This window comes from Candidatus Zixiibacteriota bacterium (assembly GCA_040756055.1).
Classification (GTDB): domain Bacteria; phylum Zixibacteria; class MSB-5A5; order GN15; family FEB-12.
In genome coordinates this window covers 1-24,729 of record JBFLZR010000002.1, presented here as the reverse complement: position 1 = coordinate 24,729, position 24,729 = coordinate 1, and the positions used below count along the sequence as shown (strand labels likewise).

General features: G+C 51.0%; 21 protein-coding genes and 1 pseudogene. 19 read left to right on the top strand and 3 right to left on the bottom strand.

The window, feature by feature from the left end; translation table 11 throughout:
• The first annotated feature begins 1 nt into the window (after position 1).
• From AB1483_03420 to AB1483_03345, 16 genes and pseudogenes are all read left to right on the top strand, one after another.
• Positions 2-430 carry a hypothetical protein gene (locus AB1483_03420; protein MEW6411504.1) on the top strand — a complete coding sequence of 143 codons (429 nt, stop codon included), beginning with the start codon at positions 2-4 and terminating at the stop codon, positions 428-430.
• Positions 431-641: 211 nt separating this feature from the next.
• The gene (locus AB1483_03415) at positions 642-998 is read left to right on the top strand and encodes an NADH-quinone oxidoreductase subunit A (protein ID MEW6411503.1); all 357 of its coding nucleotides are present in this window, start codon (positions 642-644) and stop codon (positions 996-998) included.
• Positions 989-1,438, top strand: a pseudogene (locus tag AB1483_03410) (NADH-quinone oxidoreductase subunit B family protein). The gene AB1483_03415 and the pseudogene AB1483_03410 overlap by 10 nt, the downstream one beginning before the upstream one ends.
• A 121-nt stretch (positions 1,439-1,559) precedes the next feature.
• Positions 1,560-2,075 (top strand): NADH-quinone oxidoreductase subunit C, encoded by a 516-nt coding sequence (locus AB1483_03405; GenBank protein MEW6411502.1) that lies wholly within the window; start codon positions 1,560-1,562, stop codon positions 2,073-2,075.
• A gap of 29 nt (positions 2,076-2,104) precedes the next feature.
• Positions 2,105-3,247: an NADH dehydrogenase (quinone) subunit D gene (gene nuoD, locus AB1483_03400; protein ID MEW6411501.1), complete on the top strand. Its 1,143-nt coding sequence runs from the start codon at positions 2,105-2,107 to the stop codon at positions 3,245-3,247.
• Positions 3,244-3,720 carry an NADH-quinone oxidoreductase subunit NuoE gene (nuoE, locus tag AB1483_03395; protein ID MEW6411500.1) on the top strand — a complete coding sequence of 159 codons (477 nt, stop codon included), beginning with the start codon at positions 3,244-3,246 and terminating at the stop codon, positions 3,718-3,720. The genes nuoD and nuoE overlap by 4 nt, the downstream gene beginning before the upstream one ends.
• Positions 3,717-5,054 (top strand): NADH-quinone oxidoreductase subunit NuoF, encoded by a 1,338-nt coding sequence (nuoF, locus tag AB1483_03390; protein ID MEW6411499.1) that lies wholly within the window; start codon positions 3,717-3,719, stop codon positions 5,052-5,054. The genes nuoE and nuoF overlap by 4 nt, the downstream gene beginning before the upstream one ends.
• A gap of 5 nt (positions 5,055-5,059) precedes the next feature.
• Positions 5,060-7,630 carry an NADH-quinone oxidoreductase subunit NuoG gene (gene nuoG / locus AB1483_03385; protein MEW6411498.1) on the top strand — a complete coding sequence of 857 codons (2,571 nt, stop codon included), beginning with the start codon at positions 5,060-5,062 and terminating at the stop codon, positions 7,628-7,630.
• Positions 7,631-7,635: 5 nt separating this feature from the next.
• Entirely contained in the window at positions 7,636-8,658 is a 1,023-nt protein-coding gene (gene nuoH, locus AB1483_03380; protein MEW6411497.1) for an NADH-quinone oxidoreductase subunit NuoH, read from the top strand.
• 12 nt (positions 8,659-8,670) lie between these two features.
• Positions 8,671-9,177, top strand: a complete 507-nt coding sequence (nuoI, locus tag AB1483_03375; protein ID MEW6411496.1) for an NADH-quinone oxidoreductase subunit NuoI — start codon at positions 8,671-8,673, stop codon at positions 9,175-9,177.
• Positions 9,174-9,764, top strand: a complete 591-nt coding sequence (locus AB1483_03370) for an NADH-quinone oxidoreductase subunit J (protein MEW6411495.1) — start codon at positions 9,174-9,176, stop codon at positions 9,762-9,764. The genes nuoI and AB1483_03370 overlap by 4 nt, the downstream gene beginning before the upstream one ends.
• Entirely contained in the window at positions 9,764-10,066 is a 303-nt protein-coding gene (nuoK, locus tag AB1483_03365; GenBank protein ID MEW6411494.1) for an NADH-quinone oxidoreductase subunit NuoK, read from the top strand. Before AB1483_03370 ends, nuoK begins: the two co-directional genes overlap by 1 nt.
• A 21-nt stretch (positions 10,067-10,087) precedes the next feature.
• Positions 10,088-12,025, top strand: a complete 1,938-nt coding sequence (gene nuoL / locus AB1483_03360; GenBank protein MEW6411493.1) for an NADH-quinone oxidoreductase subunit L — start codon at positions 10,088-10,090, stop codon at positions 12,023-12,025.
• Positions 12,026-12,028: 3 nt separating this feature from the next.
• Positions 12,029-13,621, top strand: coding sequence for an NADH-quinone oxidoreductase subunit M (locus AB1483_03355; protein ID MEW6411492.1), 1,593 nt, complete (start codon positions 12,029-12,031; stop codon positions 13,619-13,621).
• Positions 13,614-13,826, top strand: a complete 213-nt coding sequence (locus AB1483_03350) for a glutaredoxin family protein (GenBank protein MEW6411491.1) — start codon at positions 13,614-13,616, stop codon at positions 13,824-13,826. Before AB1483_03355 ends, AB1483_03350 begins: the two co-directional genes overlap by 8 nt.
• A gap of 50 nt (positions 13,827-13,876) precedes the next feature.
• A complete protein-coding gene (locus AB1483_03345) occupies positions 13,877-15,322 on the top strand; it encodes an NADH-quinone oxidoreductase subunit N (GenBank protein ID MEW6411490.1) in 1,446 nt (481 codons plus the stop codon).
• A gap of 85 nt (positions 15,323-15,407) precedes the next feature.
• Here the strand turns inward: AB1483_03345 and purF are convergent, their stop codons facing one another.
• Positions 15,408-16,808, bottom strand: a complete 1,401-nt coding sequence (gene purF / locus AB1483_03340) for an amidophosphoribosyltransferase (protein MEW6411489.1) — start codon at positions 16,806-16,808, stop codon at positions 15,408-15,410.
• 278 nt (positions 16,809-17,086) lie between these two features.
• On the opposite strand from purF, the gene AB1483_03335 reads away from it, so the two are divergent.
• Complete coding sequence (locus tag AB1483_03335) at positions 17,087-17,854, top strand: histidine kinase dimerization/phospho-acceptor domain-containing protein (protein MEW6411488.1); 768 nt, start codon at positions 17,087-17,089, stop codon at positions 17,852-17,854.
• 20 nt (positions 17,855-17,874) lie between these two features.
• Here the strand turns inward: AB1483_03335 and AB1483_03330 are convergent, their stop codons facing one another.
• Both AB1483_03330 and AB1483_03325 read right to left on the bottom strand, forming a co-directional pair.
• A complete protein-coding gene (locus AB1483_03330; protein ID MEW6411487.1) occupies positions 17,875-18,660 on the bottom strand; it encodes an alpha/beta fold hydrolase in 786 nt (261 codons plus the stop codon).
• A gap of 106 nt (positions 18,661-18,766) precedes the next feature.
• Entirely contained in the window at positions 18,767-19,915 is a 1,149-nt protein-coding gene (locus AB1483_03325) for an FAD-binding oxidoreductase (GenBank protein ID MEW6411486.1), read from the bottom strand.
• A gap of 149 nt (positions 19,916-20,064) precedes the next feature.
• On the opposite strand from AB1483_03325, the gene AB1483_03320 reads away from it, so the two are divergent.
• Entirely contained in the window at positions 20,065-21,849 is a 1,785-nt protein-coding gene (locus tag AB1483_03320; GenBank protein ID MEW6411485.1) for a chloride channel protein, read from the top strand.
• 67 nt (positions 21,850-21,916) lie between these two features.
• Complete coding sequence (locus AB1483_03315) at positions 21,917-24,232, top strand: site-2 protease family protein (protein ID MEW6411484.1); 2,316 nt, start codon at positions 21,917-21,919, stop codon at positions 24,230-24,232.
• Positions 24,233-24,729 lie beyond the last annotated feature (497 nt).

Genomic DNA, 24,729 nt, shown 5'->3' with positions numbered 1-24,729 from the left:
GATGACCGCACCGACAAAAACCACCATAATCTTCCTTTCTGATACGCCCGACACCGCGGGCGAAAAAGTCGGTACCATCGATGCTCCCGTTAGAATGGTGGGGAAGTTCATCCTGATAAACGGGCCCGATGAGTTTGCTATGGCTTATGGCCCAATAGACGATTACGGATACCACGCTGATCTTGTGAAGCGATTTTGCGACCTCAGTGATATACCGTCCGGGTGGGCCAAAAAGCCCGATATGTATGAAATCCTGACTGATTCTTACCGAGTGATAGGGGGAGGGTGGTTTGAAGAAAACATATCGGAAAAAACTGTTCGCTTCTATGGATATTCCACGGCTTACGGCGGCTTCGACAGGCAAGATATACTATATCTTTTGCGGACCACGAATTCTTTTGCGGACTATCTGGTCGACTTTGACGACTGATGCCGCGACATGACCTTATCTTATTGTAGCTGTTGGTGTGATTGCGGTGCCCGAGGAACCTGATTTCGCAACTTCCCTTAAAATAATAACTTAACATGTTCGGCGAAAAAGAGCGGGAATCATTTTATCCGGCTTTTATTCCAAAATATCTTGACAAATGTCCGTATAACGCTTAAAGTTACCAAATTATTTGGCTAAAGGAATATCAGCTGTGTTTGAGACTTTTTTCCCAATCTTATTGCTTCTGATGCTGGCTGCGATTATCGCAATTGTATTCGTTCTCCTTTCGCTTTTTCTGGGGCGTCGAACCAAACTTGGCCGCAAAAGCGACCCCTATGAGTGCGGTGTAGAGCCGATAGGAACCACCCGAGACCCCGTCCCGGTAAAGTTCTACCTCGTTGCCATTTCCTTTATCCTGTTTGATATCGAGGTTATCTTTCTTTATCCCTGGGCGGTCGTATCTCGCGATCTCGGCATGTACGGCTTCTGGGCCATTGCTGTTTTTGTGGGCGTGATTCTCATCGGTTACCTGTATGAACTTGGCCGAGGAGCCTTCAAATGGGATTAGAAGAAAAAATTCCTGATTCAATTATATTGACCACCCTTGATAAGGTTGTCAACTGGGCGCGTAAGCGCTCGATGTGGCCGTTCTCGTTCGGGCTGGCCTGTTGCGCGATCGAAATGATTTCCACTTTCGCCTCGCATTTCGATCTGGCGCGCTACGGCATGGAAGTAGCCCGGCCTTCTCCTCGTCAGGCGGACCTGATGATTGTCGCGGGAAGAGTCTCTATGAAAATGGCCCCCGTCGTAAGAACGCTCTATGAACAGATGCCAAACCCGAAGTGGGTTATAGCTATGGGCGCCTGTGCCTCCTGTGGCGGCGTTTTTAACAACTATGCCCTTCTGCAGGGAGTTGACAGGATTATTCCTGTCGATATGTATGTACCCGGATGTCCTCCCCGTCCGGAGCAGCTTATGGATGGTATCCTGAAGCTGCATGCTAAAGTGGAAAAAGAATCCCTCAAAGACAAACACGACGAGTGGGGACGCAAGGCGGTCTAAGCTCTTGCGAAAAGGTAAAAGAAAAGTAAGACTTCGGTCCTTGTGAAAATTGGAACAAGCTATCCTGATGGAAGATAAGGTCAGAGCACTCTTAAACTCCCGCTTCACTGAAGCCATTATCCGCGAGGATAACTTCAGAGGCCAGCAGTCCTTTTATATAAAGCCAGAATTTCTGGTCGAGATTTGCCAGGCCCTGCTTGATGATTCCCAGTTGAAAATCAACTATCTCTCCGATATAACCTCGCTCGACTGGCTCAATCACCCGCAGGAAAAGGACGGCCGATTTGAAGTTGTCTACAATCTTTATTCACTTGCGAACCATTACCGTTTCTTCATAAAGGTCAGACTTCCCGGCGAAAATCCTCGCGTTGCATCACTCACCGATCTGTGGTCTGCCGCGGACTGGATGGAAAGAGAAGTCTACGATTTGATGGGTGTCGTCTTTGAAGGACATCCCAATCTGACCAAGATTCTCACTCCTGATGAGCTCGATGGTCATCCTCTTCGCAAGGACTACCCGCTCACATATGAACAGCCGACGTTCAGCTGGAATAAAAACGACCCGCCGGAGGTTATCAAGTGAGCCCCGAGAGCAAAACCATAACTATTAATATGGGGCCACAGCACCCGTCCACGCACGGCGTGCTCAGGGTTATACTTGAGCTCGATGGCGAGCGGGTTGTTAAGGCTACCCCCGTACTGGGTTATCTCCATACCGGTATTGAGAAGACGATGGAGAGTAAGCTTTACTATAAGGCTTTACCGGCCACCGATCGCATGGACTATTTGTCCCCGATGTCCAACAACCTGGGTTTCTGCCTGGCGGTCGAGAAGCTCATGGATATCGAGGTCCCGGAAAAGGTCAAGTGGGCCAGGGTCTGTCTGGCGGAGTTGACGCGCGTAAAATCGCATCTCGTCTGGCTCGGCACTCATGCTCTCGACCTGGGAGCGATGTCGATGCTGCTGTACGCTTTCAGAGAGCGCGAATCTATCGTCGATGTCTACGAAGCCTGTGGCGGACAGCGGATGATGACCAGCTATATTAGAATCGGCGGACTGGCGCAGGAACTTCCGAAAGACTTCGACAAACTGGTAAGAAACGTGATAAAACAGGTCAATCAGGGGATAAAGGATTACGAGGACCTGCTGACCAACAACGAAATTTTCATTAATAGAACCAGAAACGTCGCCATCATCTCTGCTGAGGATGCTATCGACTTTTCGCTCTCCGGCCCGATGATTCGCGGGAGTGGCGTCAACTATGACGTGAGAAAAGCCAATCCGTATTCCGGCTATGAAAAGTTCGATTTCGACATACCTCTCGGTAAGAACGGCGACGCTTATGATAGATATCTGGTGCGCCTCGAAGAAATGCGCCAGTCACTGCGGATTGCTCAGCAGGCGATTGACGGCATGCCTGAGGGGCCGTACCGTGCCCATGTGCCCGGAGTAGTGCTGCCGCCGAAGGAAGATGTCCTCTACAAAATGGAATCGATGATTTTCCATTTCAAGATTATTACCGAAGGTTTCAAGGCTCCGTGCGGCGGAGTGTATCAGGCGATCGAGGCTCCCAAGGGAGAACTTGGTTATTTTATTCAGGGCGACGGCACCAACAAGCCAAATCGTGTGAGAGTGCGCCCACCGTCGTTTATCAATCTGGCTTCGCTGCCAAAACTGGTCGAAGGCAGGCTGTTCTCGGATGTAGTGGCGGCAATCGGGACTATTGATATCGTGCTGGGAGAAGTAGATAGATGATTCTGACTGAAGAATCGATCAAGGAAATTAAGGCGAAAGCGGCCAAATATCCGCGCAAGAAGTCGGCTATCCTTCCGGCTCTGACCGTGGCGTATAAACAACTTGGCTATGTCGATGAGGAAATTTACCGGGCTATTTCCAAAGTCATCGGTGTCCCCCACGTGGAGATAGCCGAAGCGGCCACTTTTTATACCATGTTTCCCAAAGAGCCGAGAGGGAAATACCTGATACAGGTTTGTCACAATATCTCCTGTGCGTTGCTGGGCGCCGATTCATTGATAGGCTACCTCGAAGAAAAGCTGGGCATCAAAAAAGGCGAAACGACACCGGACAAGATGTTCACTCTCATTACGGTGGAATGTCTCGGCTCGTGCTCTACCGCCCCGATGATGCAGATTAACCACGACTATTACGAGAACCTGACCAAAGAAAAAGTCGACTCGATATTGAATGATTTGAAGGCTAAAGCATGACGTTCTACTCACCGGTGATAACAAACGCGGCAGAGGTCGCCAAAGACCCTAATCTCCACCTGTTTAAGTACGTGGAGGACCCGAATCAGCACAAGATCGACACCTTTGTCGCTCACGGTGGATACAAGGCGTGGCAGAAGGTCCTGTCGGGTATGTCGAGCGATCAGGTGATCGATGAGGTCAAGAAATCGGGTCTTCGTGGTCGCGGCGGCGCTGGATTCCCCACCGGTATGAAATGGGGCTTTGTGCCCAAAAATTCGCCCAAGCCGCGTTATCTTTGCTGCAACGCCGACGAATCCGAACCGGGTACCTGCAAAGATCGTGTGCTCATGGAGCGCGATCCGCACGCCGTTATCGAGGGTATGGCTATCGGAGCGTATGCTATAGGTTGTCATCTGATGTTCATTTACATCCGCGGTGAGTTCGAACATTGCCACGCTCGCATGGAACAGGCCATGGGCGAGGCATACGCCAAAGGACATCTGGGTAAGAACATTTACGGCAGCGGCTACGATCTCGATATGATCGTCCACACGGGCGGTGGCGCCTACATATGTGGAGAAGAAACCGCCCTCTTGAATTCCGTTGAAGGGGAACGCGGTATGTCGCGCATGCGCCCGCCATTCCCGGCTATTGAGGGACTTTATGCCTGCCCGACTATCGTCAATAACGTAGAGTCGTTGGCAACCGTGCCGCACATAATAAATAGAGGCGCCGACTGGTATAGCTCGCTGGGAACCGAGAAATCCAAAGGGACCAAAATATTCTCGCTTTCCGGGCACGTGAAGCGCCCCGGCAATTACGAAGTAGAACTTGGCTTCAATCTCAAGAAGTTGATATATGATCCCGCGTATGGCGGCGGTATGCTGGGAGACAAGAAGTTGAAAGGCGTTATCCCCGGCGGTGCTTCGACACCGTTTTTGACTCCGGATAAGATCGATATCGGTCTTGACTACGAGTCGCTGACGACGGTCGGATCGATGCTCGGCTCGGGCGCCATCATCGTGTTCAACGAAGATGCCTGCATCGTGTGGGTGATCAAAAAGCTTATCCATTTCTTCCGCCACGAGTCCTGCGGAAAATGTACGCCGTGCCGGGAGGGTACCGGCTGGCTGGAGCAGGTCATAAATCGAATAGAGCGCGGGCAGGGAATGCCCGGGGACATAGAAAAAATAGAGGATGTCTGCGGCAATATACTGGGTCGCACTATCTGTCCTCTGGGTGACGCAGCGGTCATGCCCATCCAGTCTGCGATCAAGCACTGGCGAGACGAATGGCAGTACCATATCGATCACAAGAAATGTATGGTGAACTCTCACTTTGAGTTCAAATAGAGATTATGGCAGACGCAACGAATAAAGACATACAGACAAAAGCCGCTATCCCGACGGTGACATTTACAATCAATGGCCGTGAAGTGACGGTCCCGAAGGGCACTACCGTCCTCAACGCCGCCCGCGAGATTGGCATCCACATTCCGACCTTCTGCTGGCATCCGAAATTGAAGTCGGTCGGCGCCTGTCGCATGTGCTATGTCGAGGTGGAGAAGATGCCCAAGCTGCAGGTTTCCTGTATGCTTGAGGCCATGGACGGTATGGTCGTGTACACCGACTCCGACCTTGTCAAACGGGGGCGCAAGGCCGTAATCGAGTTTATTCTTCTCAACCACCCGCTGGACTGCCCAACCTGCGACAAGGGTGGAGAATGCGATTTGCAGAATCTCACTTTCGCCCACGGTATCGATGACAGCCGTTTTGATTTTAAGAAATACCGCTTCGTCGATGACGGTATGACCACCACTTTCGATGATAAACGTATCGGTCCCGAAATAATTCTGAACAGAAACCGGTGTATCCTGTGCTATAAATGTGTCCGGGCCAACAAAGAAGCGTTCGGCGAGTACGATCTGGGAGTATATGAACGAGGCAATATCGCCGAGATCAATGCCGCTCCCGGCGAACAGGTTGACAATCCCTTCTCGGGCAACCTGGTCGAAATTTGCCCCGTCGGCGCTCTTACCAACACCGACTGGCGCTATAAAATCAGGGTCTGGTTGACCAAAACAACGCCTTCAATCTGCAACTACACCAGCTCAGGCACCAATATCCTCTTCTACAAAGAGGATCATAAGAATAAGATTTTCCGTACGACCTCCAGAAGAAACGACGAAATAGACGATGGCTGGTTGCCGGACATCACGCGCTATGGCTACCAGATTGTCAACGCTCCCGACCGTCTGAAAAGACCGCTTGTCAAAAAAGAAGGCAAGCAGGTAGAGGCTACCTGGGAAGAAGCCCTTGAAGTGATCAGCAAGAAATTTGGCGAGATAAAAGAAAAACTCGGCGGCGTTTGTGTCGGCAGTCTGGTCGCCCCCAATCTTGACAACGCTTCTCTGTATGCCGCGTCGAGGCTGATGCGGACCACGTTCAAGTCCAACAATATCGATTTCAGGGGCGATTATAGAATGCTGCCGGCGGAGCCGGAGTCGCTTTATATGACTCTGGCCTCTCAGCCGTTCAAAATAGCTGATATCGACAGCTCCGATGTGATTGTCACTTTCGGTTCGGATCTGGTTCGTGAGCATCCCAACGAGTATCTGCGCATTCGCAAAGCGCGCAATTTCGGCAATGCCAAAATTTACTCGATAAATCCTTACGCGGTTAAGTCGGCCGATGTTGCTGATCTTGAATTGATCTATAAACCGGGGACGGAAGAGATAGTCGTCAACGGCATCTGTCTTGCCGCGATCGAGATTGGCGCTGTCGCCCCGGATCGCGCGACGCAGTTGAAATCCAAAATTGCTCCGGCCTCTTTGAGTGCCGCGGCCGCTGCGTGCGGGGTTGACGCCGACAACCTGAAAATTATCGCTCAGGCTCTCTACGAGGGCCGGAGAGTCACGTTCCTTGCCGGTGAGCTTGTTACGCGCTCCAAGGCGCGTGATGTTATCGGCGCCGCGCTGTTAAATCTCTCCATGGCGCTCCAGTTGCCGCAGAAGGGGCAGATGGCAGTACTGGCCAGATATGCCAACTCCAAAGGCGCCGAGAAACTCGGTTTGCTTCCGAAGCCGCGCAAGGCGCTCGTTGATGAAATGACCGCTATTTGGGGTGAGTATCCCGATGCGGAGCCAAACAATACCGATGCTATGATGGCTCTGGTCAAAAAAGAGGAAATCAAAGGTTTCTTCATTCTCGGAGCCAATCCAATGATGCTTTACCCGGACCGCGAGTTTGTCAAAGAGGGGCTCGAAAAACTGGAATTCCTGGTCGCGTGTGACCTGTTCGAGACTGCGACTACAGAATTGGCTGATGTGGTATTGCCTCTGGCGAGTTGGGCAGAGTATGAAGGCTACTACGTAAATCTTGAGGGCAAAGCGCAAAAAGCCGAACAGGCGGTAAAACCGGTCGGAGAGGCGAAGCCCGGTCATGAAATCTGTAAATTGGTTTCCGAAGCTCTCGGTGATGACCACTGGATGAGTAATGAACAAATGCACTCTGATATTCAGCGACTGCTCAAGGCTGATTCCGTAATACCATATCCCGATGATTTTGTGGAAGCAAAGCCGCTGGATGATGTTGCCGTCAACGAAGAATATATCCTGCCGCTGTATATAATTGATGATCCGCACCATTGCGGGCACTTAACCGAGAAAGCGACATCGCTTGCCAACTTCGCGAGCGAGCCGTATATTGAAATTTCGCCGGAACTGGCGTCGAGATACAAGATCGAAGATGGAGATTCCGTCAGGGTGGCTTCGGAAATCGCTAAAGTCGTCCTGCCCGCCAGGATATCGGAGCATCTGGAAAGCGATGTCGTGCTGATGCCGCGCAATTTCCCGTCGAAATCGGTGACGTCGCTCTTGATGCGCAAAAGGCGAGTCGACCGGGTTAAACTGACAAAGGTGGATGAGTAGCAAGTATGCTGGAGATCATTATAGCATCATCGATCAAGGTCCTTTTTGTAGTGATCGCGGTCCTGACCGGATGTGCCTACTCGACCTGGCTTGAACGGAAAGTTGTCGGGCATCTCCAGCACCGTATCGGTCCGTCCTATGCCGGGCCATTCGGCCTTCTGCAGCCGATTGCCGATGCGGTCAAGCTGATGTTCAAAGAAGATATCATGCCCGATAAGGTGGAAAGGGCGACCTATGCGCTGGCTCCAATCATATCCTTCACGCCTGCCCTGTTGACCTTTGCGGTCGTGCCGTTCGGCATGGATATGACGGTATTCGGTTATGATGTCAAGATGGTTCTGTCTGACCTCAATATAGGTATCCTTTTCGTATTTGCCATCACATCGCTTGGCGTATATGGAATTGTGCTTGCCGGCTGGTCATCGGGCTCAAAGTACTCATTGATGGGCGGAATTCGTTCGTCGGCCCAGATGATCTCCTATGAAGTGAGTTATGGACTGTCTATCATCGGAGTGCTGCTTATCGCGAATACGCTGTCACTGAGAGAACTGGTAAGCCAGCAGACCACCGACTCTATCTGGTTTTTCTCCAACTGGTTTGTGTGGAAACAGCCGCTCGGCTTCCTGATATATATAACGTGCGCTATCGCGGAGACGAATCGCCTGCCGTTTGACCTGCCCGAAGCCGAGTCGGAGCTTGTCGGTGGTTATCACACCGAGTATTCATCGATGCGGTTCGCGATGTTCTTTATCGGCGAGTACGCCAATATGCTGGCCGTTTCCGCCGTCGCCGCCACCCTGTTCTTCGGGGGATGGCACGGGCCGTTCGTGGAAACCTTCCCTCTGCTGGGCATATTCTGGTTTGTCTTCAAGGTTTTTGTCTTCATGTTCTGTTATGTCTGGCTGAGAGGAACGTTCCCGCGCTTCAGATACGATCAGTTAATGAATTTCGGCTGGAAAGTGCTGTTGCCTCTGGCGCTTTTAAACACTATGGTAACCGGGCTGTTTGTTGTACTGGGGTGGTTGTAAGGTAGGTTGAATATGAACGAAGTACTGAAAGCTATCGGAAACGTGTTCTTGAAGATGCCCAAAGGGTTTGTGGTCACCTTTAAGCACATGTTCAAAAAACCGGTCACCCTCGACTACCCGCGTAAGAAGAAGCCCATGGCTCCGAGATACCGCGGCTTGCACTACCTGGAGCGCTACGATGACGGCACCGAACGCTGCGTGTGCTGCGGCCTTTGCGCGGCAGCCTGCCCGGCGGATGCTATATACATGGAGCCGGAAGAAACCGAAAAAGGCGAAAGAAAAGCGAAAATCTACGAGATAAATTTGTTACGGTGTATCTTCTGCGGCTTCTGCGAAGAAGCCTGCCCGGAAGAAGCCATATTCCTGGGACATGAGTACGAGTTCTCGGCCGACACCCGCGATTCGTTTATCTATACCAAAGAGCAGATGCTCGTGCCACATCCACGAAAGGACAATCCCTTCAAACGTATGTACCGCCGGGTGAGAAAAGTTTACGGAGTAACGGATAAGCAAGTATGAGTCTTGATGCTGTCATATTTCTGATTTCCGCCGTGGTAGCGGTGTTCGGCGCGACCATGATGATCGCCCAGCGCAATCCAGTGTTGTCGGTGCTATATCTGATCCTCTCGCTGGTGGCGCAGGCCGTGTTGTATGTTCAACTCGGTGCGCTGTTTCTGGGAGCTGTCCTCATTATCGTTTACTCCGGCGCCATACTCGTGCTGTTTCTGTTTGTCATTATGCTTCTCAACCTAAGGGGAAGTGAGGACCTCGGTGAAGGCTCCGGGCCTATGAGCAAGTTTTCAAAATATATTCTCGCAATCCTGTTTGTTGTCGAACTGATCTTGGTGGTAAGAACCGGCTTTTCCCGCGCTGACCCCCTTGTCGGTATTATGACCGAGCAGGCTCCCGATTTTGGCTCGGTAGAAGCTGTGGCGACGCTGCTGTTTACTAAATATCTCTACCCGTTTGAGCTTGCCGGCGTTCTGCTGCTGGCGGCTATCGTCGGCGCTGTCGTAATGACCAGAAACCCCTCGGAAGACGAATCTCCGGCGGCTGGTGCCGATGAAGATGCCGGGAAAGTCGATTTCAAAGCGGAGGGCAAATAATGGTTCCGTTATCAGCATATGTCATCGTAGCCGCGGTCCTGTTCGGCATCGGCACCATCGGGGTAATGATCTCTCGCAATCTGATCGTCCTGTTTATGTCCGTCGAACTGATGCTGAATGCCGCCAATCTGACATTGATCGCCTTTTCGCAGACGTTGAACGTGCTCGATGGACACGTTTTCGTATTCCTTGTTTTGACTATCGCGGCCGCAGAAGCCGCCGTGGGATTGGCTATGGTCATTACGCTGTTTAGAAACAGAGAGACAATAAATATCGACCGGTTCAATATTCTAAAGTGGTGATTGTACAGGAAGTAATGTAGCATGTCCGATTATCTGTTTTTGGTGCCCCTGTTTCCGTTAATTGGTTTTCTGACCAACGGTTTGCTTTTGGGACGCTTGCCGCGGCCGGTGATCTCGTTCGTAGGATGTGCCTCGGTTGGTCTGTCGCTCATCCTTTCCGTTATGGTCTTTTTCGAGTTGAAGGCTATGCCGGCGGATTTCCGCATACTCCAGCAGGTGTTGTTCGAATGGGTACCATCGGGAGATTTCCACGTCAATATTGGCCTGCTTCTGGACCCGCTGTCCGCGGTGATGATTCTGGTCGTTACCGGCGTGGGCTTTCTGATTCACGTTTATTCCGTCGGTTACATGCACCATGATCCCGGATACGGCCGCTACTTCACCTATTTGAACCTGTTTACTTTCTCGATGTTGACTCTGGTCCTGGCAGACAACTTTCTGCTCATGTTCGTCGGATGGGAAGGCGTCGGGCTTTGCTCCTACCTGTTGATTGGTTTCTGGTTCGAGAAGAAGTCTGCCTCCGATGCCGGCAAGAAGGCGTTCATCGTCAACCGTATCGGTGACTTTGGCTTCTTGATCGGCATGTTTATAATCTTCTGGCAGGTGAAATCACTCGATTTCCTGACCGTTTCAGAGATGGCCCCGAGTGTGTTCATGGCCGGTGGCGCGCTGATTACGACGACCTGTATACTCCTTTTCGTCGGAGCTACCGGTAAGTCGGCGCAGATACCGCTGTATGTCTGGTTGCCGGACGCCATGGAGGGCCCAACGCCGGTATCCGCGTTGATTCACGCCGCTACCATGGTGACCGCCGGTGTTTACATGCTGGCGCGGACCAATGCGCTGTTTATAATGGCTCCCGATGCCCTGATGGTAGTGGCTATCGTGGGCGCACTGACAGCGCTGTTCGCGGCGACCATCGGATTGGCCCAAAACGATATTAAGAGAGTACTGGCCTATTCTACTGTCAGCCAGCTCGGTTATATGTTCCTCGCCTGCGGGGTAGCTTCCTTTACCGCCGGTATCTTCCATCTGATGACTCACGCCTTCTTCAAAGCCCTGCTTTTCCTTGGGGCCGGCTCCGTTATTCACGCCATGTCCAACGAACAGGACATGCGCAATATGGGTGGCCTGAAAAAACATCTGCCGATTACCTTCATGACCATGTTGGCCGCCACCCTGGCAATATCAGGGATACCCGGCTTCTCAGGCTTTTTCTCGAAAGATGAGATCCTGTGGAAATCTTTCTCTTCGGATTACGGCCATCCCATTTTCTGGGTCCTGGGATTCGTGACTGCGGGACTGACCGCATTCTATATGTTCCGACTCATTTTTATGACTTTCTTCGGCAAGGAGCGGATGGACGACAAAACGAAATCGCACATCCATGAATCTCCGAAATCTATGACCGTTCCTCTAATGGCGCTCGCCGTGCTTTCGCTATTTGGCGGTTTTGTGGGCGTGCCTCATATTCTCGGAGGATCAAACCATTTTGAAAAGTGGCTTGAACCTGTTATGGCGGCCGGTAAACATTTGCCCGAGTCCCACGCCCTTGCGTCGGCGGCGGGGAATACCGGCATGGAATGGGGATTGATGGCGGCCTCCGTCGGGTTAGTATTTATCTCCATATACTTCGCCCATCTGCTTTATAAGAAGAAAACCGATCTGTCAACCTCCTTGAGAGAGAAGTTCTCCGGCGTGCACAAAGTGCTGTTGAATAAGTATTATGTGGACGAATTCTATGGGGCGGTAGTGGTCAGACCAGTCGTATATTTCTCGCTCTTTTTATGGAAGGTATTCGACGTGGTGGTTATCGATGGCTTTTTGAACGGACTGGCTTCATTCTATCAGGAAATATCCGAGTTTGTACGCACCGGCCAGACCGGTCGTGTAAGAACCTACGCCACCGTGTTTGTTTTCGGTGTCGTGCTTTTAATTGCCTATATAGTGCTGGATTAAGATATGGAAAGAGAAATACTCACCCTGGTCACATTTTTCCCGCTGGTGGGCGTCCTGATGCTCATGATTTTGCCCAAGGATCGCGAGGATAGCATTAAAGGTTTCGCCCTTATCGTCTCCTTCGTGACAATTCTCTTTTCCGTCTGGGTTTACCAGATGTTCGATCCTATGGCTAACGGCATGCAGCTCGTGGTGAATGTTCCGTGGATCACTTCTATGGGCATAAGCTATCATATGGGTATTGATGGTATCTCGCTGCTTCTGATAATGCTGACGACCATTCTCACGTTCCTGTCGATTCTCGCCTCATGGAACTCCATCAAGACCGGCGTAAAAGGGTACTACATTTCCATGATGCTTCTCGAGACAGGCATGATCGGCGTTTTCTGCGCGCTGGATCTGTTCATGTTCTATGTCTTCTGGGAAGTTATGCTGGTGCCGATGTATTTCATTATAGGTGTATGGGGCGGGCCGAGAAAGGTGTACGCTGCCATAAAGTTCGTCCTGTTTACCATGTTCGGCTCGCTGTTGATGCTTGTTGGCATTATTTATATTCTTTTTGAATACCAGAAATTCTCCGGCGAGCTGTCTTTCGATATGATGAAGATCATCGCGGAACTCCCGCTGACCTACCAGGCTCAGCTGTGGCTGTTCGGGGCTTTCGCGCTGGCCTTTGCTATCAAAGTGCCGCTGTTCCCGTTTCATACCTGGTTGCCCGATGCCCACGTACAGGCGCCCACCGCCGGGTCGGTGATTCTTGCCGGCGTGCTTCTTAAGATGGGGACCTACGGTTTTATCCGCATCTGCTTGCCGCTGTTCCCCGATGCGACGATTACCTATTTGCCATACATTTGTATCCTGTCGGTGATAGCAATTATTTATGGCGCGCTGGTGGCAATGGTTCAAAAGGACGTCAAATCGCTGGTGGCGTTTTCGTCGGTATCGCATATGGGTTTTGTCATGCTCGGTATGTTCGCCCTCAACCTTCAGGGCATCGAAGGCGCGGTCATGCAAATGATCAATCACGGGATTTCCACGGGAGCGTTGTTCCTTCTGGTCGGAATGATTTATGAACGCCGCCACACCCGCTTGATCGAAGAGTTCGGTGGCATCGCCAAAGTGATGCCGGTGTTCGCGACATTTTTTATGATTATCACGCTGTCGTCGATTGGACTGCCGTTCACGAACGGTTTTATCGGCGAATTTCTGATTTTGCTCGGGGCTTTCAAAGCAAATCCGGTTTACGGCATTATCGCCGCCAGCGGCGTTGTATTTGCCGCGTGCTATATGCTCTGGATGTACCAGCGCGTATTCTTCGGCAAAGTCACCAACGAAGAAAACAAAAAGCTTCTCGATATAGACTGGAGAGAGAGAATAATCCTCATTCCTCTGGTCGTGTTCGTATTCTGGATCGGTGTTTATCCCAAACCGTTCTTCGAAAGAATAGAGCCGGCTGTGAAAAGCGTTATAAATCAGGTGGGGAAAGCGCAGACAGTCGAGGTGAACGGAAATTTCGAGATTATCAAGAAGTTGGCCGCGGAGGATGTCGATCCGAAGGAGTTGACATTGAGTGTCGAAGGAGACGGCGATGAGTGATGTGACAATCTACGTAAAAGACGGTTGTCCCTACTGCGCGGCTGCCCTGAAACACTACCGCGAGCAGGGAATATCCTTCAAAGAGATTAATATTTACAAGACTCCTGGCGCCAAAGACAAAGTTCTCGAACTCACGAAGGGACAGAGAATAGTGCCGGTTATCGTAGAGAATGGAAAGGTCACGGCCGGGTTCGGCGGAGGATGAGGATTCTAACTAAACGTGCGACGGTCGTCGCGCGATGACTGGTAAAGAATATGGATACTACGTCAGCATCAATTGACTTTAGCATACTGTACCCGGAAATCAGCCTGCTGATTGCCTCGTTTGTAATTCTGGTAATGCCGTTTTTCAAGCTACCGTCCAGACTCGCTCCCATAGTCGCCTTTCTGGGAATGGTGGTGTCGGCTGTGGCTGTTTTCGGGCAGTGGGGCGTCCAGCACTCCGGGTTCTTCGGCATGGTCACATGCGACAATTTTGGAGTCGCTTTCAAGATGATTTTCGTACTGACGTCAATTCTGACCATGTTTATGGGCCATCGTTATTTTACGGTAAAAGGTATCCAGCGCCCCGAGTTTTACGGTTTGCTTTTGATTGCGACGGCAGGCATGATGGTGATGGCCAACACGACCGACCTTGTGGTCATTTTCCTGGGTCTCGAGGTTATGTCGGTGCCGCTTTATGTGATGGCCGGTATGGCCCGGCGCTCGCTTCAGTCCAACGAAGCCGGAATCAAGTATTTCATCATGGGAGCTTTCGCCAGCGCGTTCTTGTTGATGGGGATCGCCTTTATCTTCGGCGCCTCCGGGACAACGGACTTGAGGAGAATTGTCGCCGATTTCAACTTCATCATGTCTCACTCGCAGCCGTATATGCTCCTGGGCGTGTCGCTGCTTCTGGTCGGATTCGGATTTAAAGTCGGCGCCGTTCCGTTCCATAGCTGGATTCCCGATGTTTACCAGGGAGCGCCAACCCCGATTACGGCCTTTTTCTCGGTTGGCCCGAAAGCCGCCGGGTTTGCCGCCCTACTGCGCATTTTCATGTTCGGTTTCGCGGACATCGCTCTCATGTCCACGGTGTTTCAGGTTCTGGCTATTTTGACCATGACGGTCGGAAACGTCCTGGCGCTACGCCAGAGCAACGTCAAACGCCTGCTGGCGTATTCGTCAATTGCCCACGCCGGCTATATTCTGGTCGCTCTTGTGGCGGGCGGGGCCGACGGGACATCCGCCGCCATCTTCTATCTTATCGCCTACGCGCTGTTCAATCTCGGCGGTTTCGCGGTTGTGACTCTGCTGGAGACTCGTTCGGGATGCAAATCGGACTTCATTGAACTGGCGGGACTCGCAAAAGCTCACCCGTATCTATCGGCGACGCTCGCGCTGTTCATGTTTGCCCTGTCCGGTTTCCCTCCCACTGTCGGGTTTTTCGGCAAGTTCTACATCTTCGCCGCGGCCGTCAAATCAGGTTATATTTGGCTCACCGTAATTGGCGTTATGAACTCTTTCCTTTCAGTCTATTATTACCTGAGAGTTATTAAGACGAGTTATTTTGACGAGGCCCAGACGACTTTTGTGCCAGTCAAGTACTCTCCCGCGATAATGATAGTCATCGCTGTAACAGCTTTCGGGACTCTGGCGATGGGCTTTTTCCCGCAGCAGTTACTTCAGTTGTCCCGTTCCGCTATCTTCGCGTTTTTGTAAGCCGACAAGTAACAGGTTCCATAAAAACAAAAGGCGCTCTTCCCGAGCGCCTTCTACATTTTATCAGAAGATAATCCCAAAACCGCTACGGTTTGCCCAACCGGTATTTGCCGTCAATTTCCGGTGTCTTCATCGGGTATTTCCCCGAGAAGCAGCTCGAGCAGAAAGTTGTGTCGGGCAGTGAGGAAATGGACAGCATACCCTTGAGAGAAAGATACCTGAGTGAGTCCACCTCAAGATACTTTTCGATTTCCTCAACGGATTTGCTGGAGGCTATCAATTCCTCCTTGGTCGGCATATCAATGCCGAAAAAGCACGGTGATATAATCGGGGGAGAGGATACCCGGAAGTGAATCTCTTTCGCACCCGCGTCGCGAATCATCTTGACCATCTTCTTTGAAGTTGTCCCGCGCACGATCGAATCGTCGACCACCACTACTCGCTTGCCGCGAAGAACCCCCTTAACGGGGTTGAATTTCACTTTTACATCGAGGTCGCGGATATTCTGCTGTGGGTCTATGAAAGTCCTCCCCACGTAGTGGTTGCGGATCAGACCTATCTCGAATTTAATACCTGATTCTTCCGCGAATCCCAGGGTGGCTGTATTGGCTGAGTCCGGGATACCGATCACTATATCCGCTTCGACAGGATGCTCCCTGGCCAATTGACGCCCGAGGCGGCGCCGGATCTTGTCGACATTTTCGCCAAAAATCCGCGAGTCGGGCCGGGCGAAATAGATATACTCGAAAATGCAAAAAGCGTGTTTGGCTTTTTTCATGGGGAAATATGACTTCAGTCCCTTCTGGGTGATTTCCAGAACCTCGCCCGGTTCGATATCGCGAATGTATCTGGCGCCTATAATATCGAAAGCGCACGTCTCCGAAGCCACTACATACGAACCCTTAAACTTCCCAAGGCAGAGCGGCCGAAATCCGCGCGGATCGCGGGCGGCTATTATCGAATCCTCGGTGAGAAACAAAAGCGAAAACGCGCCCCTCACGGTAGAAAGAGCGTCGCAGACACGCTCGATTCGAGTCCGCTTTTTTGATTTGGCCACCAGGTGTAAAATGATCTCCGTATCAGACGTCGTCTGGAAAATGGAGCCGCTACGGTCAAGTTTGGTTCTCAGTTCGAGAGCGTTTGTCAAATTGCCGTTGTGGGCTATCGAAAGGTACTTCGAACGGTTCGTGATTATGAAGGGCTGTATGTTAATCAGCGAAGACGCTCCGGTGGTGCTGTAACGCGTATGTCCGATAGCGATCCTGCCGGTGAGACGGGCCATGGTGCTCCGGCTTGAGAACACCTCGGAAACCTGACCCATTCCTTTGTGTAAATTGATTTTTCCGCCGTTGGCCGTTACTATTCCAGCGGATTCCTGCCCCCGGTGCTGCAGGGCGTAAAGGCCGAAGTAGGTCAGTTCAGCCGCCTTGGGATTGCCAAGAATCCCGAACACCCCGCACTTGTCATTGACCATCGCGTCTAACAATTTGCTCCTCCTAAGCTTGGAAGAAACCACGAATTTATTCAGTTTCTCTCTGATTGTCAAACGGAAATCGGGTATAATTTGCAGACAAGCTGTGAACATTTATGCAGGCTTGAAAGCCTGCATGAGACCCTGTTCAACTTTTGCGCAAAAAAGCTCGTTGCTAAGGCACTGTTTTATAAGTACTTTACGTAATACCACCGGATTACTCGCCTGATGAGAAGTTTAAATGATAAGGGCATCCTATTTGCTCAAATACTTTCCGACCGGGTGTCGTAATTATGAGCAAGGAAGATAATAACAAATTCGATATCCTCAGGGTACTGGCCGTTGCCGGAGCCAGGGGAGAGGACCTCACCGGCGCCACTCAAATGGCGCTGGAGGCCGCGGCGCACTATGTCGGGCTAAATGCTGCCGCACTATATCTCTGGGACGACAACTTGGAGGTCACCCTCAACGTGAGCTACGCCGATACAAGCGACAACAAAGGGCGTTTGGCTGGGCTCGAAGAAGAACTCTTTGCCCGACTCCGTCGCGACAAAAAGCTCCTGTCCGCCTACATGTCTTTTGGCGGGGATGTTCCCTATCATTCCTTCTCGATGCCGCTGCTTCAGAAAAACAGGCCGTTCGGGGCTATTGTTGGTCTTCAGCAAGGCAAGAGGACTATCGTTGCTGAAGACGTATTTCTCGAAGCCCTTGCTTCCGTTCTGTCTATAAGTTTTGCCGCCCAGGCAAAAGACGGCCTCCGGGCTGCGGATCAGCAGTTGCTCGACAAGGAACGACTGGCCGCCATCATTGAAACCGCGGTGACAGTTAATCACGAGGTCAACAATCCGCTAACCGCTATTTTGGGTAATGTGCAACTACTGCTATTAAAACGCGAGGACCTCGATGAGGAGCTCAAAAGCAAACTCAAGACTATCGAAGCCTCGGCCATGAAAATCAAAGATGTTACTCAGCGGTTGATGCGCCTTACAACACCACGAAGTGTCGAGTATAGCGACGGCACCAAAATGGTCGATATCTCCGAAGAAGACGAAAACAAATAGTCCGCTTTATCTCCCTCAAGCTACTTAATAAGCCAATTCACCAAAAATGACATTGCCTCGGGGTTGTTATCCAGAATGTCCGTTCCGTGAAATGGTCCCGGGTAAATTTTGACCTGGCTGTGTTGCTTGTTCAGTGCGGCCAGTTTCTCCGACGATGTTCTGGAGTAGCTGTCCTCTTCAGCGGCGAAAATGAGCGCCTTACCCTTGTAATTGATAAGCGACGCAGCCGGTTCCAACTCCCGGTAGCTTTCGCCGGGAGAAAGCATCACAACCTTCGCCACGCCACCCAGGAGCTCAGCGGTCATAACGGCGGTGTTGGCTCCAATCGAGGCTCCGATTATTATCATCTTGAGATTCTGTTGCTGTAGATTATTCTGTTCGAGGACGTGCTTGATCATGGCCTCGACATCGGAAGGATAGTGATGGAAATCCTCCGCTTCCATCGTGCGATAGCTGAGGCTTCTGTCGCCGAGTTTTGTCGATGCGCCGTGTCCGCGCAGGTCAAAGCAGAGCATGCCAGGTAACACTGCCGCCTTAACCGTCGAATCAGACGATTTGAATCGCTCATAAATGGCTTTTATGAGAGGATTATAACTCGTGTGTATGTACCCCATCATCGGCAGCATCACAAAAAGCGGCGCGTTCTCGAAGGGGGATGGCGTGTACCATGCGTGCAGCTCCAGGCCGTCGGAGGTCTTTATGGTATATTCGGTACCGTGCAGTTTTGATACCTTGGCGCTTTGCTGAGAATTGGCAGACAGGGTCAGACAAAGGAGCAAAGACAAAACACAAATCATCTGTTTCATAACTGTCTCCTTTCGCTAAGAATATATGTAACGGGCGGACATTTATAAACGAAAAAAAAACGGCGGCAAGTTTGCCGCCGTGACACCAAGTTATATCATGACCCGCTTATATAACATTTGTTTCCTCTACCAGCCCCGCTTTGGCAAACCTGTCAGGGGAGTAACTGCTGACATCCACCGAGGGTTTCTTACCGCTTAAGACCTCGGCCGTCACCACACCTGCCGCGGGAGCGTGCATGAAACCGTGACCGGAAAAACCGGTTACGTGAAACATGCCCTTGACCGACGGCTCCCATCCGATAATGGCCCGGTGGTCGGGCGTTGTTTCGTACAGGCCGGCCCATTGATTGGCAACCTCGGCTTCTTCAAGTTGAGGCATAAGCTCCAAGGCGCGCTCCAGGATCGCGTCAGTATAGTCCGGGTCCACCGAGACATCAAAAGAAGGCTCCACCGACTTGTCCGCCCACCCCAAGAGCATACCCTTGGACTCTTTGTGACAATAAAGTCCCGATCGTACATCAACCACCATCGGGAAAAACGGTTTGACGAAATCCAGCTCCCCGGTAGTGACAATTTGGCGTCTTATCGGTTCAACCCTTACATCAGCACCGACCATCTCTCCGATAACCTTAGCATAAGGTCCGGCACAGTTTACCACCAGCGGAGTACTGATTGTTCCCTTAGCGGTTTTTACGTCAGTTATTTTGCCACTGTTGACGCCGATGCCCGTCACCTCCGTTTCGAACGATATCTCAACACCCATTTTGCGAACGGCATGATCGTATCCGGAAAGAAATTCATGGGGATCGCCAAGTCCATCGTCTTTGCAGAACGTGGCAAGTTGAACATCCTCGAGAGAAACGTGCGGAGCGAATTGCGGGATTTCATCCGGTGTGAGCAGTTTTACATCCAGACCCAGTCCGCGCTGCATCTCATAAGCCTGCTTGAAGGCCGTGACTTCCTCGTCATCGCGCAAAAGAAACATGTATCCGACCTGGTCGAACAAGGCCTCGGATCCGGTCTCTTCCTTGAAGTTAGCGAAGAGTTTTTCAGATAACATTGACATCTGAACATTGTCTTTCGTGGCAAACTGCGCCCTGATTCCACCAGCCGCCTTCGAGGTCGCCCCGGCGCCCAGAAACGGCTCTTTTTCAACCACGGTTATTTGACCATACTTCGCTTTTGCCAGGTAGAAAGCCACCGCCAGGCCAATTATTCCCCCGCCAATGATTACCGCATCTGATGTATTTCGCATAGCCTATTCCTCTGCCAGAGATCCGATTTAAGTGAACTTTTTCACTAATGGAAGTTACGTAATATCACCCTAAAGTCAAGGGCAATTGGTAGTTTTGTCATTCGCGGGCGGCTCTCCGCACCCGGCAGGGGAATAATCCCTTGAACAATATGATAAAACACGATAGATTGACTACCGTTATGCACGTACCGTATTTTGACGACCTGGTAAAACGGCTGAGCATATCCGGAACCAATGTTCTTATCATTCTATCCGTTTTTGTCGGGCTCTCTACCGCCCTGGGGGCAATTGGCTTTGTATATCTTATCAGGTACTTCAACGACTTGTTCTTCGGACTGACCGACCAGCTATTGACTGAAACCATAGGTGAACGAGGTTTTAAATTCTGGTTTCCGATTATACCGATGCTCGGCGGTTTGCTGGTTGGTCCTATAGTCTATAAATACGCGGCGGAAGCGAGAGGGCACGGAGTTCCCGAGGTGATGAACGCCGTAGCTCGCTTGGGAGGGATTATCCGTCCCCGTGTGGCCGCCGCAAAAACCATAGCCTCGGCCATCTGTATCGGCTCGGGTGGATCGGCAGGGCGCGAAGGACCAATCGTGCAAATTGGGTCTGCCATCGGCTCGACCATCGGCCAGGTATTCCGCATGTCTGGTGACCGCGTTAAAATCCTCGTCGGATGCGGTGCCGCCGCCGGGATTTCCTCGGTGTTTAATGCCCCCATTGCCGGTGTGATTTTTTCCCTGGAGATTATTCTTGGTGATTTCGCCATCAAGACATTCTCCCCGGTAATCCTCTCATCGGTTGTTGCGTCGGTCGTGACCCGCAGTTTCATGGGGAATCACCCGGCCTTTGCCGTGCCGAGCTATTCGCTGGTGTCGGCCTGGGAGATTCCACTTTATGTAATCCTGGGAATCATCCTTGGCGGCTACGGAGTATTCTTCACAAAAGTCCTGGATGCCTTTGAAGATTTCTTCGAGAAAATGAAAATCAAACCAGTGCTAAAACCGGCCCTGGGGGGACTCCTGCTGGGTGTGATCGCGATCTTTTATCCTCAAGTTCTGGCTGATGGCTATGAGACTATCAAATTGACGCTCTATGGGAATATGGGCATAATGTTGCTGGTTGTCCTGATATTCATGAAATTGGCGGCCACTTCGCTTACCCTGGGATCGGGCAATTCCGGCGGAATTTTTGCCCCGTCGCTCTTTATGGGCGCCGTGGCCGGCGGCGCCTTTGGCTTTCTGATCAATATGCTTTTCCCGGAAATAACAGCTACACCCGGCGCGTACGCCCTGGTCGGTATGGCTGGTATGGTGGCGGCTACGACGCACGCCCCGATGACGGCAATGTTGATTATATTCGAAATGACCTCCGACTATCGAATTATCCTTCCCCTGATGGTCACTGTCGTGTTTTCGGCGCTCGTGGCCGGACGACTCTTCAAGTACTCGATCTACACGGCCAAACTGGCCAAGCGCGGCATAGAGATTAAGGGGGGAAAGGATATCAACGTCCTCAAATCGCATAAGGTGAGAGAAATTATGGACCGAAATTTCGAGACCATCAACTCGACCGCCCCTCTTGCCCAGATATTCCGCGCAATAGAAAGCTCTAACGAATCCTATTTCGTCGTCAACGATAACGAGGGTCATCTCAAGGGCGTTATATCTTTCCAGGACATCCGGAGCGTGCTGAGTCAGCACACCCTCGACTATCTCGTGATAGCGCAGGATCTCGTCAAGGAAAATACCGAAGTACTCAATTTCGATGACGACCTCGAAAAAGCTTATAAACTCTTTGGGATAAAAGACCTGAGTCTCATTCCGGTGGTTGACCCGTATTCGGGTGATAAGGTCATCGGTGTGGTTCGCCGTGATGAGTTGATTGAGTACTATAACAAACGGCTGCTTGACACCCTGAGGCGGGTGTAAGGATTGACGGCCACGTCAAATATATATCAAGAAAGCATCGGGCAACGCCCTGAACCTGATTGGTCCCATGTCTACTTACGCCAAACTACGAACTGACCTCGTTTCGGCACCGGCTGAAATAGATGGTCAGACAGTCTACAATATTAAAGACCCCATAACAGGCAACTACTTCCGCCTTCGTGAGCCGGAGTTCTGGCTGATTAGTCAACTTGATGGCAAAACTTCTTACGACGAACTCAACATTCGTTTCCGCGACAAATTCGGCATGGAAATAGGCGTAGAGAATATCCAGAAATTTGTCACACTGTTGGAGCAAAAGTTCTTTCTGGAAGACCAACGGGCCGAACAGGCTGTTTCGCGTAAGAGCTACGGGCGCGATGACAAAAACTCGCTCTTCTCACGCCTTCTTTCAGTAAGAATCAAGGCCTTTAATCCCGGTCCCATGCTTGACGTTGTCACGAAGTTCTACCGCCCTTTCCATCGCCCCTTCTGGATTACCATCGAAATCATTTTCATCGTCTACGCGATTGGCATACTGCTGGCTAACTCATCCTACTTTTCTGTCCGGTTCTACGAAGTCTTCAACCTCGGTTCGGTTGCCGCTATTGTACTGGCTTTTTTTACCGTTATCGTAATGCACGAATTCGCTCATGGACTGATATGCCGCTATTATGGCGGCGAGGTCAAGGAGATGGGCATGCTGCTGCTGTATTTCCAGCCCTGCTTCTATTGTGATGTTTCCGACGCCTGGCTGTTCAGGGACAAGAAGCATCGCCTGGCAGTCACCTTTGCCGGTCCCTATTTCAGTTTCCTGCTGCTTGCTCTGGCGGTATTCGTCTGGCGCGTTACCGTTCCCGAGTCCTTCGTCAGCGAACTGGCTCGCCTGGTGGCTATTATCATCTGGGTCACCCAGTTGTTCAATTTCAACCCGCTAATAAAGCTCGATGGTTACTACATGCTTTCCGATTGGCTGGAAATCCCGAACCTTCGTCAAAAATCATTCGACTATTTCAAGAATGTCATCCAGCGTCGTCTGCTAAGCTGGCCGGTTAGAAGAATCATCGTTACGACACGCGAGCGCAAGATATACTTAGTCTATGCTGTCGCAGCGATTATCTATTCAGTCTCCCTGCTGACATATCTGTTCTACCTTTTGGGAGAGTTTCTGCACGCCAAAATGGGAGCGACCGGATTATTCTTGTTGTCCGTTATTTTATTTCTTACTTTACGCTCGAATATCGTCAACGTTTGCAAGGGAACTGTCCAGCATTTCAAGTTTATGAAGCAAATTCTAAAAAGCCCCGTCCGTCTGATAACATATATCATTATCACCATAGCCTTCATCCTGCTGGTCTTCGTGATTGACTTCCCTCACCGTGTGACTGGCGAGGTGGTCGTTCGCCCGATTGCGGAATTCAGCCTGCTCATTAACGATTTTGGCCTGCTCGAAAAGCGGTTCAGGCGCGGGGGAGAGGACTCGCAGAGCAAATCCAGCTACCTTCAGATGGCCTCCACCGACAACATGGCTTCGCTTGATCTCGTGCCCTATGTCAGAGACGGGCAGCAGGTAGCCGCCGGTGACACAGTGGCCGTGCTTATATCAAACCAGGTCAGTACCGAGTTGGTCGCCGCGAGATCAGCGCTGGACAAACTGCAAAAGGACCTGGATCTGCTGAAATCGCCGCCAAAGAAAGAGGAAATCGAGGAAGCTCAGGCTGAGATTTCTGCCGCCAACGCCATATACGAACAACGGCTGAGCGAAGAAGATCGTCTCAAGGAATTGTCGGCCAAGGATCTGGCTTCAAGAGAACAACTCGAGGCAGCACATTCGGCTACCGCAGTAGCCAGAGCTGAACTGGAAAACAAGAAGGCGCGAGTCCGATTGCTGAAATCCCCGCCAAAACCGCAAGAAGAGGCAGTGATCCAGTCTGAGATTCAAAAGCAATTGGCCGATATAGACTTCCTGCAGACGCAGATGGACAACCAGTCTATCCTGGCTCCCATATCCGGTACCGTGGTGATGAACCAAAATGACGAGTGTGTTCTCTGCCTGACCGAGAATCGTCAGGTCGAGGTCCTGATACCAGTCTCAGATTTCAACATTGATCTGATCAAGCCCCGACAGGAAGTAAGACTCAAGGTGCGTTCTTATACCAACCGCCTGTTCGAAGGTACGGTGGCACATATCCCAAAGGATGCGATAGTCTCCGATGACGGTGAAGCCCGTTTTCATGTCTCCGCCGTTGTGGCCAACGAGAACAATCTGCTCCACAAAGGCATGACTGGATATGCCAAAATTGAGGTCGGCCGGAAATCACTTTTCGGCTTGGCGATGAGAAAAGTAGCATCGATTATCAGGGTCGAATTCTGGTCCTTGTGGTAATTCATTATCTATCAATATCTTAGGTCTGACTACTCCTCTAAGCTTCTTGCGAAAGTCTCAAAAACATTCTGATCGTCTGGTAAGAATCTGCTGCTTCGTCAAATATCAAAAGTGAAAGCAGACAATAAACAGTTTCAGGAGGTTTTGAGATGGTATACGAACTGAAGTTAGAAGAGCTGGAAGCCCGCATCGCTCCGTCCAAATACGGCGCCAACGGCTAAGTCGCTAGCGGTCTTAAGGACCGGCGGATGAAAGCTTCAAGGCAGGATTATTATCCTGCCTTTTTTGTTAATGCCTGTAAGAATTCAATGGCCTGGCAAATATGACTGGTGAAAGCAGAAAATAAACAGTTTCAGGAGGTTTTGAGATGGTATACGAACTGAAGTTGGAAGAGCTGGAAGCCCGCGTCGCTCCGTCCAAGTACGGTACCGACGGCTAAGTTGCCGGAGGTCTTAAGGACCGGCGGATGAAAGCTTCAAGGCAGGATTATTATCCTG

Bases quoted from the DNA above. Each gene is read 5' to 3' on its own strand.
- AB1483_03420 (MEW6411504.1), top strand. From the start codon at position 2: ATGACCGCACCGACAAAAACCACCATAATCTTCCTTTCTGATACGCCC.
- AB1483_03405 (MEW6411502.1), top strand. From the start codon at position 1,560: ATGGAAGATAAGGTCAGAGCACTCTTAAACTCCCGCTTCACTGAAGCC.
- nuoD (MEW6411501.1), top strand. From the start codon at position 2,105: ATGGGGCCACAGCACCCGTCCACGCACGGCGTGCTCAGGGTTATACTT.
- nuoE (MEW6411500.1), top strand. From the start codon at position 3,244: ATGATTCTGACTGAAGAATCGATCAAGGAAATTAAGGCGAAAGCGGCC.
- nuoF (MEW6411499.1), top strand. From the start codon at position 3,717: ATGACGTTCTACTCACCGGTGATAACAAACGCGGCAGAGGTCGCCAAA.
- nuoG (MEW6411498.1), top strand. From the start codon at position 5,060: ATGGCAGACGCAACGAATAAAGACATACAGACAAAAGCCGCTATCCCG.
- nuoH (MEW6411497.1), top strand. From the start codon at position 7,636: ATGCTGGAGATCATTATAGCATCATCGATCAAGGTCCTTTTTGTAGTG.
- nuoI (MEW6411496.1), top strand. From the start codon at position 8,671: ATGAACGAAGTACTGAAAGCTATCGGAAACGTGTTCTTGAAGATGCCC.
- AB1483_03370 (MEW6411495.1), top strand. From the start codon at position 9,174: ATGAGTCTTGATGCTGTCATATTTCTGATTTCCGCCGTGGTAGCGGTG.
- nuoK (MEW6411494.1), top strand. From the start codon at position 9,764: ATGGTTCCGTTATCAGCATATGTCATCGTAGCCGCGGTCCTGTTCGGC.
- nuoL (MEW6411493.1), top strand. From the start codon at position 10,088: ATGTCCGATTATCTGTTTTTGGTGCCCCTGTTTCCGTTAATTGGTTTT.
- AB1483_03355 (MEW6411492.1), top strand. From the start codon at position 12,029: ATGGAAAGAGAAATACTCACCCTGGTCACATTTTTCCCGCTGGTGGGC.
- AB1483_03350 (MEW6411491.1), top strand. From the start codon at position 13,614: ATGAGTGATGTGACAATCTACGTAAAAGACGGTTGTCCCTACTGCGCG.
- AB1483_03345 (MEW6411490.1), top strand. From the start codon at position 13,877: ATGGATACTACGTCAGCATCAATTGACTTTAGCATACTGTACCCGGAA.
- AB1483_03335 (MEW6411488.1), top strand. From the start codon at position 17,087: ATGAGCAAGGAAGATAATAACAAATTCGATATCCTCAGGGTACTGGCC.
- AB1483_03330 (MEW6411487.1), bottom strand. From the start codon at position 18,660: ATGAAACAGATGATTTGTGTTTTGTCTTTGCTCCTTTGTCTGACCCTG.
- AB1483_03325 (MEW6411486.1), bottom strand. From the start codon at position 19,915: ATGCGAAATACATCAGATGCGGTAATCATTGGCGGGGGAATAATTGGC.
- AB1483_03320 (MEW6411485.1), top strand. From the start codon at position 20,065: ATGATAAAACACGATAGATTGACTACCGTTATGCACGTACCGTATTTT.
- AB1483_03315 (MEW6411484.1), top strand. From the start codon at position 21,917: ATGTCTACTTACGCCAAACTACGAACTGACCTCGTTTCGGCACCGGCT.